This window comes from Armatimonadia bacterium, from assembly GCA_039679385.1.
Taxonomy (GTDB): domain Bacteria; phylum Armatimonadota; class Zipacnadia; order Zipacnadales; family JABUFB01; genus JAJFTQ01.
In genome coordinates this window covers 1-14,173 of record JBDKVB010000022.1, presented here as the reverse complement: position 1 = coordinate 14,173, position 14,173 = coordinate 1, and the positions used below count along the sequence as shown (strand labels likewise).

At 65.3% G+C, this 14,173-nt stretch carries 13 protein-coding genes and 1 riboswitch; of the genes, 10 read left to right on the top strand and 3 right to left on the bottom strand.

From position 1 onward, the window contains the following. The first annotated feature begins 6 nt into the window (after positions 1-6). Positions 7-1,365 carry a hypothetical protein gene (locus tag ABFE16_02440; protein ID MEN6344131.1) on the top strand — a complete coding sequence of 453 codons (1,359 nt, stop codon included), beginning with the start codon at positions 7-9 and terminating at the stop codon, positions 1,363-1,365. A 9-nt stretch (positions 1,366-1,374) separates the two neighbouring features. Here the strand turns inward: ABFE16_02440 and ABFE16_02435 are convergent, their stop codons facing one another. After that, the gene (locus ABFE16_02435) at positions 1,375-2,241 is read right to left on the bottom strand and encodes a hypothetical protein (GenBank protein MEN6344130.1); all 867 of its coding nucleotides are present in this window, start codon (positions 2,239-2,241) and stop codon (positions 1,375-1,377) included. A 161-nt stretch (positions 2,242-2,402) separates the two neighbouring features. Here ABFE16_02435 and ABFE16_02430 point away from each other — a divergent pair, with 161 nt between their 5' ends. From ABFE16_02430 to tssD, 3 genes are all read left to right on the top strand, one after another. After that, positions 2,403-3,179: a slipin family protein gene (locus ABFE16_02430; GenBank protein MEN6344129.1), complete on the top strand. Its 777-nt coding sequence runs from the start codon at positions 2,403-2,405 to the stop codon at positions 3,177-3,179. Between the two features lie 49 nt (positions 3,180-3,228). Then, positions 3,229-3,612: a hypothetical protein gene (locus ABFE16_02425; GenBank protein ID MEN6344128.1), complete on the top strand. Its 384-nt coding sequence runs from the start codon at positions 3,229-3,231 to the stop codon at positions 3,610-3,612. Between the two features lie 67 nt (positions 3,613-3,679). Next, complete coding sequence (gene tssD / locus ABFE16_02420) at positions 3,680-4,258, top strand: type VI secretion system tube protein TssD (protein MEN6344127.1); 579 nt, start codon at positions 3,680-3,682, stop codon at positions 4,256-4,258. A 64-nt stretch (positions 4,259-4,322) separates the two neighbouring features. Here tssD and ccsA read toward each other — a convergent pair whose 3' ends face one another. Then, the gene (gene ccsA / locus ABFE16_02415; protein ID MEN6344126.1) at positions 4,323-6,203 is read right to left on the bottom strand and encodes a cytochrome c biogenesis protein CcsA; all 1,881 of its coding nucleotides are present in this window, start codon (positions 6,201-6,203) and stop codon (positions 4,323-4,325) included. A gap of 189 nt (positions 6,204-6,392) precedes the next feature. Here ccsA and ABFE16_02410 point away from each other — a divergent pair, with 189 nt between their 5' ends. From ABFE16_02410 to ABFE16_02385, 6 genes are all read left to right on the top strand, one after another. Continuing rightward, entirely contained in the window at positions 6,393-7,061 is a 669-nt protein-coding gene (locus ABFE16_02410) for a prepilin-type N-terminal cleavage/methylation domain-containing protein (GenBank protein MEN6344125.1), read from the top strand. 116 nt (positions 7,062-7,177) lie between these two features. After that, positions 7,178-7,255: riboswitch (Fluoride riboswitch) on the top strand. A gap of 56 nt (positions 7,256-7,311) precedes the next feature. Further along, the gene (locus ABFE16_02405) at positions 7,312-8,550 is read left to right on the top strand and encodes a cation:proton antiporter (protein ID MEN6344124.1); all 1,239 of its coding nucleotides are present in this window, start codon (positions 7,312-7,314) and stop codon (positions 8,548-8,550) included. Between the two features lie 125 nt (positions 8,551-8,675). After that, on the top strand, positions 8,676-10,334 hold the full coding sequence (gene clcA / locus ABFE16_02400) for a H(+)/Cl(-) exchange transporter ClcA (GenBank protein ID MEN6344123.1): 1,659 nt from the start codon (positions 8,676-8,678) through the stop codon (positions 10,332-10,334). Between the two features lie 126 nt (positions 10,335-10,460). Then, on the top strand, positions 10,461-12,185 hold the full coding sequence (locus ABFE16_02395; protein MEN6344122.1) for a family 10 glycosylhydrolase: 1,725 nt from the start codon (positions 10,461-10,463) through the stop codon (positions 12,183-12,185). Positions 12,186-12,199: 14 nt separating this feature from the next. After that, entirely contained in the window at positions 12,200-13,120 is a 921-nt protein-coding gene (locus ABFE16_02390) for a carbohydrate ABC transporter permease (GenBank protein ID MEN6344121.1), read from the top strand. Between the two features lie 33 nt (positions 13,121-13,153). Further along, positions 13,154-13,795: a hypothetical protein gene (locus tag ABFE16_02385; GenBank protein MEN6344120.1), complete on the top strand. Its 642-nt coding sequence runs from the start codon at positions 13,154-13,156 to the stop codon at positions 13,793-13,795. A gap of 28 nt (positions 13,796-13,823) precedes the next feature. Here ABFE16_02385 and ABFE16_02380 read toward each other — a convergent pair. Beyond that, positions 13,824-14,173 (bottom strand): hypothetical protein (locus ABFE16_02380; GenBank protein ID MEN6344119.1); only part of this gene is annotated, 350 nt, incomplete at its 5' end.

The window sequence follows — 14,173 nt, the reverse complement described above, 5'->3', positions numbered from 1 at the left end:
TGCCCCATGCCCGATCTCATGCCGGCTTCTCACCGGACGGACAGCGCGCCGCCTCTGCAGCGCCGCAACTTCTACCTCAACGTGGCGAACGGCGCCCTGTCCTATGCGGGCGGACGTGCGGCCGACCTCGGAACCGTGGTACCCTTGTTGGTGCTGCGCCTCGTGGGGGCCGAATGGGCCGTGGGGCTTGCGCAGGCAGTGCAGGACACGGCCCGTGTAGCGATGCAGCTCTTCGCCTCACGACTCCTCGACGCGCGGCCGCACAAGCGTCCCCCCTACATTCTGTGGTCAGTCGTGCGAGTCGGTGCCCTGTGCACGGCCTCTGGAGCTTTGCTGACCGGAGTCGGGCGCGAGCCGTGGATCGTCCTGTCGGTGCTGCTGGGATGCCTGTTTCTGCTGATGGTCGGGAACGGCGTGGCGGAACTGGCGTGGAGCGACATCACTGCAAGGTCGGTGCCCAGTCGGCGGCGTGGATCCCTGATGACGGGGCGACGGGTCATCGGCCTGGTGCTGTCGCTGATCGTGGCCGCGCCGCTGGTCGACTATCTGCTCTCCCCGCGGTCACCCTATGCCTTCCCGGCCAACTACGGGATGCTGTTCGTGATCAACACGGTGCTATCGATCGCCGCCTGGACCGTCTTCTCCCTCACGCGTGAACCCAACCCCGATGCGGCTCGTCACCGGCTGTCGCTACGGCAGCACTTCACTCGCGGCGTGCGAATCCTGCAGCGCGATGACAACTACCGGAGCCTGCTGCGGCTGAAGTTCCTGCTGGGTCTCACGGCCGCCCTGCCGACGTTCTTCGTGGCCTTCGGGAAGGTCGCTCTCGGGCTGCCCGACCGGTCCGCGGCGATGTTCCTCAGCCTGCGAATGGTGAGCGAGATCTGCGGCTCGCTGGTTCTGGGGCGCGTCAGTGACGGGCACGGGAATCGAAGGGTAATCGTGATCAGTACCTGGCTGGGAGTGCTGACCTTCGGCCTCGCGACAGCCTCGGCGCTTCTGGCCTACCTCCCGGCAGCGGGCACGCCGCCTCCCGCCGCCTGTGCGACGCTGCTTTCGGCGACCTTCCTCGCCCTCGGACTGCTGCAGGCGGCGCGAGACATGGGCGAGTTCAACTACATGCTGGACATCGCCCCGGGCCTCAAGCGGACCTCCTACCTGAGCTTCGCCAACGCCTTCCTGCTGCCCCTGAGTCTGCTGCCGATCGGCGTGGGGATTCTGGTGCCCTTCAGCGGCTACCTTCCGCTCTTCGGCGCGGCGACCCTGATCTCGGGAGTAGCGATCGTGGCCTCCCGGCGGCTCGACGAACCTCGCGACAGCAAGCAGCCCGGCGAACAAGCACCCCAGGCAGGCGAAGCGGGCTAAGGCCCGGCCTCACAGCCACAGGCGATAGAGGGCCATGTCCTTGTCCGAGGCGCCGCCGGCGATGTAGACCAGGCTTCTGCCGTCCGGCGCGATAGATGGACTGGCAGGCTCGCGCAGTCCCGTGGCAACCCAACTGAGCTGCCCGGTGGAGAGGTTGAGCAGGCCGATGCCGCCCGACTTCTGGGTGTCCGCGGCGGCGAAGGCAAGAGTCTGGTCGCCCGGTCCCCAGGTAGGCCCACTGCACTCGAAGGCAACCCGAGTGAGCTGGCTGTCCTTCCCCGAAGTGAGATCACGCACCCACACCTGACCGGCGCGGATGAACAGCAGGCGGGTACCGGCTGCATTGAGGGCCGGCTGCGTCATGTCGTCGCCGGCGAGGGACTTGTAGTCGCCGGTCCGCACGTCGATGGTGCCGATGCGATGGGTCTTGCCGGCCGAGCGAGAGACGAGTACCAGACGACCGTTGGCAGAGATGGTTGGCGGAAGCCCGAAGAAGGGGTCCTTGCGGAGCTGGACCTCCCGGCCTCCACTCATGTCGCGCACCCACAGCCCGCCCTCCTTTCCCCGGCGTACGAAGAGGAGTCTGCCGCCCCCCAGGAAGGGCACGGGGGTAACACCGGTGGTGATCAGCGTCGCGTCGGAAGCTTTGAGAGCGACTCCGGCCTGAAGGGTCGAGGCCCGCAGGTCGAGACGACGTATCTCCCACTCCTTCCCGTTCTTGCACCCAAAGAGCATGCTGCCGCCATCAGGGGCGAAGGCGCAACCGTTGAAGTCCCTGGCGCCGACCAGGGGCTGTGGCGCTGCGTAGAGGATTGTGGGGAGTGCAAAGCAGGAGAGCGTTGCGAAGACCACGAGATACGTTCGGAAGCGAAGCATGTTCGGATTCCTTGCTGTGGGGAGGATGGTAGGCCTGTTCGCGCCGGAAGTGAGACCTACCTTCCACAAAGGCACGATTGCAGGCAGGAAAGCGCTGGTACTCGGCGAAGTCATGCCGCGCTTGTTGTCTCTTCGCCGAACTTGAGCAAGGAGGACCACCAATGTCGCCCGGCAACACCGTGCTCCTTATCGTCCTGTCCATCCTGATCCTGGCGTCGCTGAAGATCATCCAACAATACGAGCGCGGCCTGAAGTTCACCTTCGGTAGGTTCACCGGGGTGATGCCTCCCGGCCTGCGGATCGTCGTCCCGATCATCCAGAGCTACCAGAAGGTCGACCTGCGCGTAAAGACCGTGGACATACCCGGCCAGGACTGCGTGACAAAGGACAATGTGTCCGTGCACGTCAACGCGGTGCTCTACTACCGGATCATCGACGCCACGAAGTCGGTGCTGGAGGTCGAAAGCTACGCCTACGCGACCTCACAGCTTGCGCAGATCACCATGCGCAACGTCGTCGGTCAGGTTGAGCTGGACCAGTTGCTTTCGCAGCGCGAGCAGGTCTCGACGCACCTGCGGGAGATCGTGGAGAAGCAGACAGAGCCCTGGGGCGTGATGGTCGAGAACGCGGAACTCAAGGACATCCTGCTTCCGGAAGAGATGAAGCGCGTCATCGCCAAGCAGGCAGAGGCCGAACGAGAGCGTCGTGCGGTCATCATCCGGGCTGAGGGTGAGCGGATCGCCGCCGACAACCTCGTCCTGGCCGCGAAGCAACTCAGCGGCGTCGACGGCGGCCTGCATCTGCGGACGCTGAATGCGCTGACCGACCTGTCCTCCGACCAGAGCAACACGGTGGTCCTGGCGCTGCCGATCGAGGTTCTGAAGGCCATCCAGAAGGTGGCCGATCAGGGCGGCCAGGCCGGCGGCATCACGATGTAAGGACGGCACCTCAAGGCGGAAGGACCGGCACCGAAGGCAGGGCTTGAGAATGAGTCTGCAGTGCCCGATGTGCGGCGAGGGACTGCGCCCTACGGGTCTGCATTGTCCCACCTGCAGCGCGGAGGTCGGCTGGTGGCTGCTGTATGGTGAGAAGGCGCAGGGACCCTATGAGCTGCGCGACCTGAAAGAGCTGATTGCGGCCGGGGAGTTCGACCGCGCCGACTGGGTCATGCTAGGCTCGGAGGGACTTCGGCAGCGCCCAAAGGTCATTGCCGAGGTCCTGCGCGGCGCCGACGGGCCACCCCCTCGTCTCTTCGAGGACTGGGTGGACGTGCGCAACCTGGTACGGCTGGTGGCGTTGCTTCTGACGCCGCTGCTCGTGCTTTTTGCGGTTTTCTTGTGGGGCCTGTGGCTTGGCTGGTGGAAGCACTGATGGCAGCGAAGGTGGGGCGCTCGGAGAGGAATCGAGAGAGGCCAAGAGGCCGAAGGGATGGTCGGCGATGAGAGGGACGTGGCTAGGGGTCGTAGCGGCGATGGCCTTACCGGCAGTCGTAGGCGCACAGATCATGTCCCAGCCTCGGGCGCTCGAGGCGACGGTGGTTACCCCTCGACTAGGTTCGGCCAGCTCCCTGCTCATGACCGTGACCGGCGCGACGCAGGGCAGGTTCCGGGGTGACGAGCCACGGAAGGGCTACGAGGATGCCATGGAGGTGGTCTCCATCGGCGGCGGGGTCGGCGCCTTTGGTGCCCCGACCACTGGAGCACGCCAGCACAGACCTTTGGTCGTGCGCAAGGCCTGGAGCCCGGCGACGCCGCAGTTCCTGACCGCCATCGCCCACAACGAGAAGCTCGCCTCTGTGGCCTTCGACTGCTGGGTGACGGACGCCATGGCGAGGTCGAGCCTAGCCTATACAGTGAAGCTCACGGATGCCCATGTGCTCGATATCCGCTGGTATACGGCTACCGGCACGGGGGCGGAACTGCCCAACGGAACACTGATGGAAGAGATCACCTTGTGGTACCAGAAGATCGAGCTGACCGCGACCAACGGCAAGGTCTCTGCGATGGACGAGCGCTAAGGCAGCGGCGCACTTGCGGAGACGCCTACAACCGGACTTGGTGTTGCGAAGCCACCTGAGAAGCTCAGGTGGCTTCGTGCTTTTGCGGGAGGGAACGAAGGCGACGCAGGAGGGCAAGGAACAGGCCGAGGGCCATCAGGAGCAGTCCAGCCCAGACCAGGGAGATGCCTGGCTTGCGACTCACCTGCAGCATCGCACCGGCAGGTACCTTCTGCCCCTGCAACACAGAGGGCTCGGCCAACAGTGCCAGAGGTGTGAGGTACAGGTCGCGCAGCAGTCCCCGACGGATCCACGCGCGCTTGAGCTCCACGCTGAACTTGCTGCTGTGCTCGATCTGGACGCTCGCGGGCTCGCCGTCGAGGTCGAGCTCTGCGGCGATGACCTCCGGCGAGAGTGCCTGGACCGACTTGAGGCGCAGGTCGTGTCCGGCCACCGCCGCCTGTGAGCCAAGGGGAAGGAAGCCCTGGTCGCTGCGAGTACCATAGCCGGACATCACCGCTCCGGACAGGAGCGCCGCGACGCCCAGATGCGCAACCAATGAACCGCTCTGGAGAAGGGGACGCCGCCTGCGGAGCAACTGCCACAGGCACTCCAGGCAGCCGGTGAGTCCGGCGATCAGGAGCAGGGGAGCGAGGATCACTGCGGTGATGCGAGCGTAACCGTCGGGTACCGTGATGACCAGAGAGAGGACCACGATGACCACAACCAGGGCGGCTACTGCCAGGCCGAGAACCGAGGCCAGACGTGGTGGCAGCGCTGCGCCGGTGACGGAGAGGACCATCAGGACCAGGAGCAGGACACCCAGGGGCATGAGGAAGGTGTTGTAAGCCAGCGTCTGCGGTACCGGGCCGAACATGGGCAGGGACATGCCGACCAGAACCAGGAAGGCGATCCCCAGCAAGGCGCCGACTCCCCAGGTTACGAGGGACGAGGTGCCCGTCGGTGCGGTCTCCGTCTCAGCTTCGGGAGCCACAGCCCAACTGCGCCAGCGCAAAGCCAGGAACACCCCGGCAGCTACCGCGGCAAGAGATAGCAGGGCCGTCAGGGCCCACTGCATGAGCTTCTCCCCCACCACATAGGCATGGACACTTGCCCCGGCAAGCAGCCCACTCCGAGCGAGGAAGGACCCGTAGAGAACGGCAAGGTAGGCTGTCAGGGCACAGACTGCGGCCCAGCGGAGAGCCCTCGGACGTCGCCCGGAAAGCCAGAGGCAGTGAACCGTCGCGGCGCAGAGGATCCAGGGGACGAAGGAGGTGTTCTCCACCGGATCCCAGGACCAGAAGCCGCCCCAGCCGAAGGTCTTGTAGGCCCATTCCGCGCCGAAACCGTTGCCGAAGGTCAGGGCCAGCCAGGAGACGAGAGTCCAGGGCCAGACCGTCCGAGGCCAGCGGTCTGGCGTGCCGTCGATCAGGGCGCCAAGAGTGAGAGCGTAAGGAACGGACAGCAGCGCATAGCCCAGGAAGAGCATGGGCGGATGGATCAGCATCATGGGGTGCTGCAAGAGAGGGTTGAGGCCGCCGGCCGACTCGGAGGAGGCCGGGGCAAAGGGATTGCCAAGGGCGACCAGTCCGAGCAGACAGGTCTGGATCGCGAAGAGGACGGCCGTAGCCCGGGGCTGGCGCTGCGGACTGAGGAACAGGGTGACGAGCGCCATCTCCAGGCACCACAGAAGTAGCCCACCAGCTTGCCCGGCCCAGACGGCGGCGATGCGGTATCCAACAGGTGCATCGGCGGGAGCCCGGTGATCCTGGGCGTAGGCAACGGTGACATCGCCGGTTGCCACCAGGACCGTGAGTGTGCAAAAAGCAAGCCCGCAACCGATCAGCGCGACGACGCGGCATGCTCGCAGGACTCGAGTGGCACCGGGGCGAGACAAGCCCAGCAGCGCCCCGCCGGCGGAGGCAGCTACGGCAAGATAGACGCCGATCAGGCCAAGGGTGGTCATGGGCAACTCCGGTTCTGTAGACGACGGTCAGGAAGCCGCTGGGCCATTATGGGTGGTAGTGGTGGACTTGGCAAAGGGTTCGCGTCCTTTGGGATAGGATCGGGATTGACTGAGGACACCTCTGGGAATAAACTAACAAGTTGGGAGATGAGCGGCTGGGGACACTGTTCTGGATTGGGGTGGTTTGCCATGCGGCGTGGTTTCACCCTCATTGAGTTGCTGGTTGTGATCGCCATCATTGCCATCCTCGCGGCGATCTTGTTCCCCGTCTTCGCCAGAGCCCGAGAGAAAGCAAGGCAGACGAGCTGCCTGAGCAACATCAAGCAGATCCTGCTGGGCTCGCAGATGTACCTGCAGGACTACGATGAGACGTTCTTCGGGCACTACCAGGGGCGACGTAGTATCGCGGGCTACCCGTTCTACGGCGGCACGGGCTATCTGAACTGGCCCATGATGATCTACCCCTATACCAAGAACGACCAGTTGTACATCTGCCCCTCGAACTCACAGGCGACCTGGAGCTTCAACTTCACGGCGCCAGACACGACCTTCGGCTACGGCATGAACTACTGGATGACCTTCTTCTACTACTACATCACGATGTCCGACATCAAGACCCCGGCCGAGACGATCTGGTACGCGGACTGCAACTACTACGTCGTATACCCGACCTACTATCTGTACACGTACCCGGCCGATCCGACCTACGGGCAAACCGGCACCGCTCGGCTGCAGCTTCGCCATAACGACGGCGTGAACCTCGGCTTCGTGGATGGGCACGCGAAGTGGATGAGCCGCTCGGCGATCGAGGGCGACACCGGCAACACCACCGCGTCGAAGTACTGGTGGGGCCGCTAGAGCTGACGGAAGCGCGGAAGAGCAAGGCGGCCCTTGGGACGCCCCGAACACGCAGGGGATGAAGCTCTGCGGGACCTTGCGTGACTTGACAGCGTCCGGGGCCGCCTTGTAGTGTGTCGCCGACGGGCGATGGAGTTCGCCCTGGCGCTCCGATCGCCAGAACTGTCTGCACGACTGATGACTCCTACCACCTGATAAGGGCGGGGGAGTCTTTTTGTTTGCGTCCCTCCCCGGGATTCGAGGTTCTCCTGTGGCGGTCACCAGTCTCGCACTAGTACTTGTCCTTGGGCTCGCGGCAGATCATGTTTCTCGTCGGCTTCGTCTGCCGGGGCTGGTTGGCATGCTGCTGGTGGGCCTGGCGCTGGGGCCGAAGGGTCTTGACTGGCTGAGCCCGCAACTACTGGGCGTGTCGGCCGACCTGCGCCAGGTGGCGCTGGTGGTCATTCTGCTTCGGGCGGGGCTGATGCTGCGACGGGAGACGCTGCAGCGGCTCGGCTGGCGTGTGATCGCACTGGGAACGGTGCCGCTGGGTCTTGAGGCCGCGGCGGTCGCACTGCTGGCGCCGTCCCTGCTGGGACTGCGGGGACTCGAGGCGGCGCTGGTGGGGACGATGACGGCTGCAGTGTCTGCGGCGGTAGTGGTCCCGGCGATGGCTGGTTTGGCGGACCGGCTGGAGGGCCGAGATCAGGACCTGCCGATGCTGGTTCTCGCAGCGACTCCACTGGACAACACGTGTTCGGTGCTGCTGTTCGCATCGCTGCTGGACCTGCGTGGTCTTCAGGGAGCAGGTCAGATTGCGGAGCACCTGTGGCGGCTGCCGGTTGCGGTACTGACCGGGGCTGTCGTCGGTGGGCTGTTAGGCTGGGTGCTGTACCGGGTGTTCCATCATCACAACCCGCGGGCCACCAAGCGCACACTTATCATGGTTAGCCTGGCGGTCCTGCTCCTGGCCGCCGAGCAGGCGCTGCGGGGAATCGTGCCCTTCTCGGGACTTGCGGCGACGCTGGCAATGGGTCTGGCGCTGACGGACCGCTCGGACACCTTCGGCGCTGAAGTTGCGACGAAGCTGAGCAAGGTGTGGGTGTTCGCCGAGGTAGCGCTCTTCGTGCTGCTGGGTGCCATGGTCGACCCACAACCCGCCCTGCAAGTTGGTCTCCACGGGGCCATACTCCTCGCCATCGGTCTGACGGTGCGCAGTGTCGGAGCCTGGCTGTGTCTGGCGGGCTCGCCCTTCAGCAAGCCTCAGCGCGCCCTCGGGATGGCCTGCGGGGTACCGAAGGCGACCGTTCAGGCTGCGGTGGGTGCGACTCCGCTAATGCTCGGCTTCCCGGGTGGGCAGAGCATCCTGGCGATGGCGGTCCTGTGCATCCTGCTCACCGCACCGCTGGGTGCTGTACTGATCGACCTTCTCACGAGACGGGCGTTCCCACGAGAGAAGGAGTCGACCAGGGGGGCCCTTGCGGCGTCTGCCGGGCAGTCTGAGGGATAGCGCCAGGATTGCTCTGAGCACGGCAACAACCGTCTGCAGGAGCGGCAGCGCCGAGCCAATCTACTACGGTCCTGGGCCAGGTCCCAGGGATGATCTGTATGCAACAGCCCTCCATCGAGGGGGATATGCCACGTAAGGAAGCGCCCCAGGTCGAGAAGGCCGAGGGAAGTGAACGGGGGCACCCCGGGCGTCACGAAGCCCGTGCAGAGCGCCCGAGGCTGAGGGTGCGTCGTCGGCATCAGTCGGTGCCCGCAACCCTCGTTGGACTGGGCAGTGGAGTTGCGGCGGTGCTGTTCCAACAGGCTCTGCAGCTCGCAGAGGGGACACGGACCTCGCTCTTCGCGCACCTGCATGCCTTCCCTGCCTGGGGATGGTTGGTGCTGCCGATCCTCGGGGGCTTCTGTGCCGGTCTGGCAGGATGGCTGACTTCGCGCTTCGCACCGGAGGCTTCAGGCAGTGGCATCCCGCACGTCAAAGGCGTGCTGATGCACGTGCGCTCGCTGAACTGGCTGCGGGTGCTGCCGGTCAAGTTTGTGGGAGGCGTGCTGGCCATCGGCGCCGGGTTGTCCCTGGGTCGCGAAGGGCCGACGGTGCAGATGGGAGCGGCTGTCGGCAAGGCCGTCGGAGACAGGCTGCACCTACCCCATCGCACACGTGGTCAACTGATCGCCGCCGGCGCCGGTGCAGGACTGGCTGCCGCCTTCAACGCACCACTGGCGGGCTTCATCTTCACGATCGAGGAACTGCGGCGCGAGCTGTCGCCTCTGACCTACGGTCCGGCTCTGATTGCTGCCGTGGTGGCGGACGTTGTGACGCGCACCTTCACCGGGCAGGTTCCTTCCTTCCATGTGAGGGGATACCCGATGCCGCCGCTGAGTGCGCTGCCGCTGTTTGCAGTGGTTGGCGGCCTTGCCGGGTTGGTGGGTGTGGTGTTCAACCACAGTCTTCTGTGGACACTGCGGCGCTTCCACTCGTGGTCAGGGATGCCTGTGTGGTTACGGGCGGGGCTGGTCGGCGTCCTCGCAGGACTCGTGGGTTGGTGGCTTCCGCAGGCGATCGGAGGCGGACACTCGACCGCCGAAGCAGTCCTCCGCGGGCAATACGCGGCGGTCGGCTGCGTGGGCTTTCTGGTGGTGCTCTTCGTCGCGAAGTTCGTGATGACCATCGTCAGCTATGGGGCCGGGGTGCCAGGCGGTATCTTCGCGCCGCTGCTGGTGCTGGGGAGCCTCGTCGGCCTCATGACCGGCCAGGTAAGCGGACTGGCCTTCCCGGAGGTAGCGAACACGCCGGCGGCCTTTGCGGTGGTCGGGATGGCGGCGGCCTTCTCCTCGATCGTGCGCGCGCCGCTCACTGGGATCGTGCTGATCCTCGAGATGACCAGCAACTACGACCAGCTTCTGGCGCTGCTGGTGGCCTGCATGGTGGCCTTCCTCGTCGCTGAGCGCCTCGGGAACAAGCCGATCTATGAGGCACTGCTGGAGTATGACCTCAACCGCCGGGGCGTGCCGGAGCGCCCTAATGCCACAGAGGCGGTCACTCTGGAGCTGGCCGTCGAGTCCCGCTCGTGGATGGAGGGACGGCGGGTCGATGATCTCGGGCTGCCACCGGGCTGCCTCGTCGTGACCGTTGCCCGCGGCGTAGAGGAAGTCGTTCCCCAGCCGGACACCCGTCTGCAGGCCGGAGACCAGGTCAGGTTCGTCGTGTCCGGCCGTAAGCCCGCGATCTGTGCCACACTCAGCAGACGTGCCAAGATGCGGGAGGATCCCCCGCTACACCGGCACTGAGAACCCCAGGCTGCCCCTGGGACTCGCAACCGCCTGGCGCCTTGCCCCGGCGCCGGAAGGTCTCCCCTGCCCTGCGCGGCGAATTGCACCCACAAGAGTAACCTCACTTGCCGGGAGCCATCGCCCATGCGCCTCTCCGTCATCAGCCGTCCCACCTTTACGGCGCTTCTTGTGTGCCTGGCGCTCAGCGCACCAGCGATGGCTGCCACGGTCAGCTTCGGCGAGTTGACGGCGCCGGTGACGCTTCACGGCACTGCTCGCGAGGCCACTGAACCCGGCAGTGACCAGAGCGCCCTTGTGCTTGACGGCGCTGCCGGGAGCTATGCCGGCGTCGCTGTGCCGGACTCCTGGAAGCCGGTGAGCTTCCGCGTGCAGGTGCGCTTCCGCCTCGACGAGAGGCGGGGTGGTACTGTGCCCCTCTCCTGGCCGGGGTGCTTCTGCGTGTACGTGGATGGTCAGGGGCGTCTGCGGGTGCTGCTGGAGACGCAATCGGGCCGTCTGGCGGGGAGCTATGAACAGGCGCTGCCGCTGGGGCAAGACCTTGAGGTGAGCTTCGAGTACCGCGCCTCCGACCTGTGCCTGCTGTATGTCAACGGTCGGAGCGTGGTGAGCCTGCGAGGACGTGGGCCGCTGAAGCGTGGCGGACCGGAGCTGTGGCTGGGGCGCTACCAGTACCGCGACGAGAAGACCGGGCAGGATCAGGATGCCTGGATGAAGGGTACGGTGTCGCAGGCACGTCTGTCAGCCTTGCCTGACGACGACCGCTACCAGATGGACACCACCGGCTTGACGAATGCGATCAATGTGAGCTTCGGCGACGCGATTGTGGTGGGCAAGGGCTGGCGGCAACTCAACCGGCCCGAGCATGCGCTGGAGCTAGTTCGCGAGTGTCAGCGGCGGGGCGTGAAGAAGGTCTTCCTGCGCTGCGACCAGGAGTACATCCTGGAGTTCTGCGAGCGCCGGATGCCGCCGGATCACTGGTACATGAAGGCCCTGGCGCAGGTTCAGGGCGACATGCACGCCGAGATCCTGCGGCAGTGTCATGCGGCGGGGATCAAGGTCTACGCGTACCAGACCATCTTCGATTGCGGCAGTCCGAGTTCGGTGCTCTATGGAGGCGCGTCACCCTTCCCGTGGGAGGCGCGGTTCACGATTGAGCATCCCGAGTACCTGATGGAGAGCCGCGACGGGAAGCAGCGGCAGTACGGGGTTCTGTGCTACGCTTACCCGCAGGCGCGGGAGTACATGGTCGGGGTGCTGCGGCACCTGATGGCCAAGTGGGATTTCGACGGGCTATACCTGTGCACGCGGACACACTCACAGCCCGCTGACTTCGCCGACCAGTTCGGCTACAATGAGCCCGTCGTGCAGGAGTACCGGCGGCGCTACGGCAAGGACCTGCGCACCGAGGAGTTCTCGCGACCCGAGTGGTATGATCTGCTCGGGGAGGGACTGACCCAACTGCTGCGGGATGCCCGGCAGGCCATCCCGGGCAAGGAAGTCGTGGTTGCGATGCCGCGCTCGGACACGATAGGCCCTCCCTACGGCAATATGCGGCTGGACTGGCGAAGGTGGTGTGAGGAGAAGCTGGTGGACGGACTGGTGGTCGGGGTGATCACCGGCGGGTGGCACTACCCGAACTCCATGCACCGTCCGGGCTACGTGCAAAGCGAGCAAGATGAGGTGGCGATGCGGCCGCTGGAGCAGGACCTGAGAGAGTACTTCGGCCCGACCTGCAAGGCGGCGGGCGTGGAGCTGTACCTGTCGCGCACCAGCATCTACTCGGACGTTGACCGAGACCTGCTGAAGCTGCCGGGCATGACCGGCTTCATGACCTACCTGGAGCCCTGAAACCTCGAGGCAAAATGCGAGTACCTGGCTGGCTCAAAGGACTGTACTACCTGGCGATCCTCCCGGTTCTGGTGGGGGTCCTGTTCCCCTTTGCTGTGATGCTCTCGACGGCGCTCAAGTCGCCGCAGGAGATCAGCGGTTACGGGCAGGCCCACTACTCGCTGATTCCCCAACACTGGCAACTCTCGAACTTCATCGAGTGCTTCCGGGCAATGCCGCTGGGCCAGTGCTTCCTGAACAGTCTGATTGTCGCGACCGGAGCGACGCTGCTGAACATCCTGTGTGCGCTTCCGGCCGCCTATGCGCTGAGCCGCCTGGAGTTCTGGGGCAAGAAGGCGCTGCTGTTCGGGATACTCGTGACGCAGATGTTCGCGCCGATTGTTCTGGTGTTGGCCCTGTTCGCGCAGTTCCAGAACTACCACCTGCTCCAGACGGACGACGGGCTGGTGAACGCCTTCAAGTGGATTCATGTCTTCCCCTCCGGCTGGGTGGCCGAGGCGCTGGAAGGCTGGAAGGTGTTCCTGGCGCTGATCCTGGTGAACGCGGCATGCTCGCTGGCTTTCAGCATCTGGCTGCTGACGGGGTACTTCAGCACGGTGCCCGAGGAGATCGAGGAGGCAGCGCTGATCGACGGCTGCTCGCGACTGCAGACGATCCGGCGGGTGATCCTTCCACTGGCTCTGCCGGGTCTGGTGACGACGGTCATCTTCGCCTTCATCGGCGCGTGGAACGAGTACGTGTTCGCGCTGACCTTCGTCCCCAGCGACGAACTGCGGACGCTGACGGTGGCGATTCCGAGCTTCATTGGCCAGTACGAGACGCAATGGCACTACCTCATGGCGGCGGCCCTGCTGGCGACCATCCCGGTGATGGCGCTGTTCCTGTCGGTAGAGAAGCACCTGGTGCGCGGGCTGACCGCCGGAGGTATCAAGTAAGCTGCAAATCGAAGCAGTCAGGAGACGATCAACTTGAGGCGACAGAGAACTCAGCGCGACCGGTGCCTTCTGTGGGCCGCTTTTGTCGTGGTAGTGACGCTGGTGATGGTTGCGGGGTGTGGGAGGAACCGCGAGCAGGCTCCCGCGGATACGAGTGCGAACCTGGCAGCCCCGGCTCCTGGGGAGAGTGCGCCAAGTCCCGCGGTGAACGCCGAGGCGACGACCTCCGAGGCACCCGGCGCTCCCACTGCGAGTACACCGGCCGGCGGGACGGAGGTCGCTGCCGGTCAGGCGGGGACCGCACCGAAGGCAAGCACAGGATCACCCGCGGCCAAGACCTCAGGGGCGAAACCCAAGCCTGCGACCGGAGGGGCGAAGGACTCCGCTGCCAAGCCCTGGCGTGTTCCCGAGGGCCCGCTCAATGACGACAAGTTCGCCGCGATGACGGCAAAGTACACCGTGGCGGTGCTCAAGCTCAGCGAGAAGGAGCGGAGCAACGAGACAGTCATGGCGGCGGTCCTGGGGGCCATCCTGAAGGAAGCCGGGGTGACCATTGAGCAGTTCACGGCCTACGCCGACAAGGTGAAGGCCGACGCGAAGCGCAGGGAAAAGGTGACGCAGGCCGTGGAGAAGATGGTCCGCGAGCACGCAGGGCCGACGGAGAAGGGGCAGTAGTAGGCGGCGTCTCGGGAATGGCCTGTGGTTAGGCGACGACCTCGACTCGGCGGCGGTCACGGGCTGAGTCGTAGGCGGCGGTGATCGTCGCGACGGCTGACCGTGCCTCCTGGAGGGTGACGTCGCTGTCCTTGTCGTGCAGGACGCAATCCACGAAGCTCATGACTGCCTCGCGCGTTGCCCAACTGCTGATCTCGGGCGGGTTGATGACCTTGAGGGGCCGGAACTCGTCCTGGTGGAAGGCCAGAAGGGGCATCTCGTCCTCGGGATTGTCCCGGATCAGAAGCGAACCCTCGGAACCAATCAGACGACGCTCCTCACTCCAGCGGTCACCAGCAGCGGCGTAGGTGACCACCACGTTGCACAGGGCTCCACTCT

What these genes read in the sequence shown, in the direction of transcription:
- ABFE16_02440 (MEN6344131.1), top strand. Translation starts at nt 7, where the DNA reads ATGCCCGATCTCATGCCGGCTTCTCACCGGACGGACAGCGCGCCGCCT.
- ABFE16_02435 (MEN6344130.1), bottom strand. Translation starts at nt 2,241, where the DNA reads ATGCTTCGCTTCCGAACGTATCTCGTGGTCTTCGCAACGCTCTCCTGC.
- ABFE16_02430 (MEN6344129.1), top strand. Translation starts at nt 2,403, where the DNA reads ATGTCGCCCGGCAACACCGTGCTCCTTATCGTCCTGTCCATCCTGATC.
- ABFE16_02425 (MEN6344128.1), top strand. Translation starts at nt 3,229, where the DNA reads ATGAGTCTGCAGTGCCCGATGTGCGGCGAGGGACTGCGCCCTACGGGT.
- tssD (MEN6344127.1), top strand. Translation starts at nt 3,680, where the DNA reads ATGAGAGGGACGTGGCTAGGGGTCGTAGCGGCGATGGCCTTACCGGCA.
- ccsA (MEN6344126.1), bottom strand. Translation starts at nt 6,203, where the DNA reads ATGACCACCCTTGGCCTGATCGGCGTCTATCTTGCCGTAGCTGCCTCC.
- ABFE16_02410 (MEN6344125.1), top strand. Translation starts at nt 6,393, where the DNA reads ATGCGGCGTGGTTTCACCCTCATTGAGTTGCTGGTTGTGATCGCCATC.
- clcA (MEN6344123.1), top strand. Translation starts at nt 8,676, where the DNA reads ATGCCACGTAAGGAAGCGCCCCAGGTCGAGAAGGCCGAGGGAAGTGAA.
- ABFE16_02395 (MEN6344122.1), top strand. Translation starts at nt 10,461, where the DNA reads ATGCGCCTCTCCGTCATCAGCCGTCCCACCTTTACGGCGCTTCTTGTG.
- ABFE16_02390 (MEN6344121.1), top strand. Translation starts at nt 12,200, where the DNA reads ATGCGAGTACCTGGCTGGCTCAAAGGACTGTACTACCTGGCGATCCTC.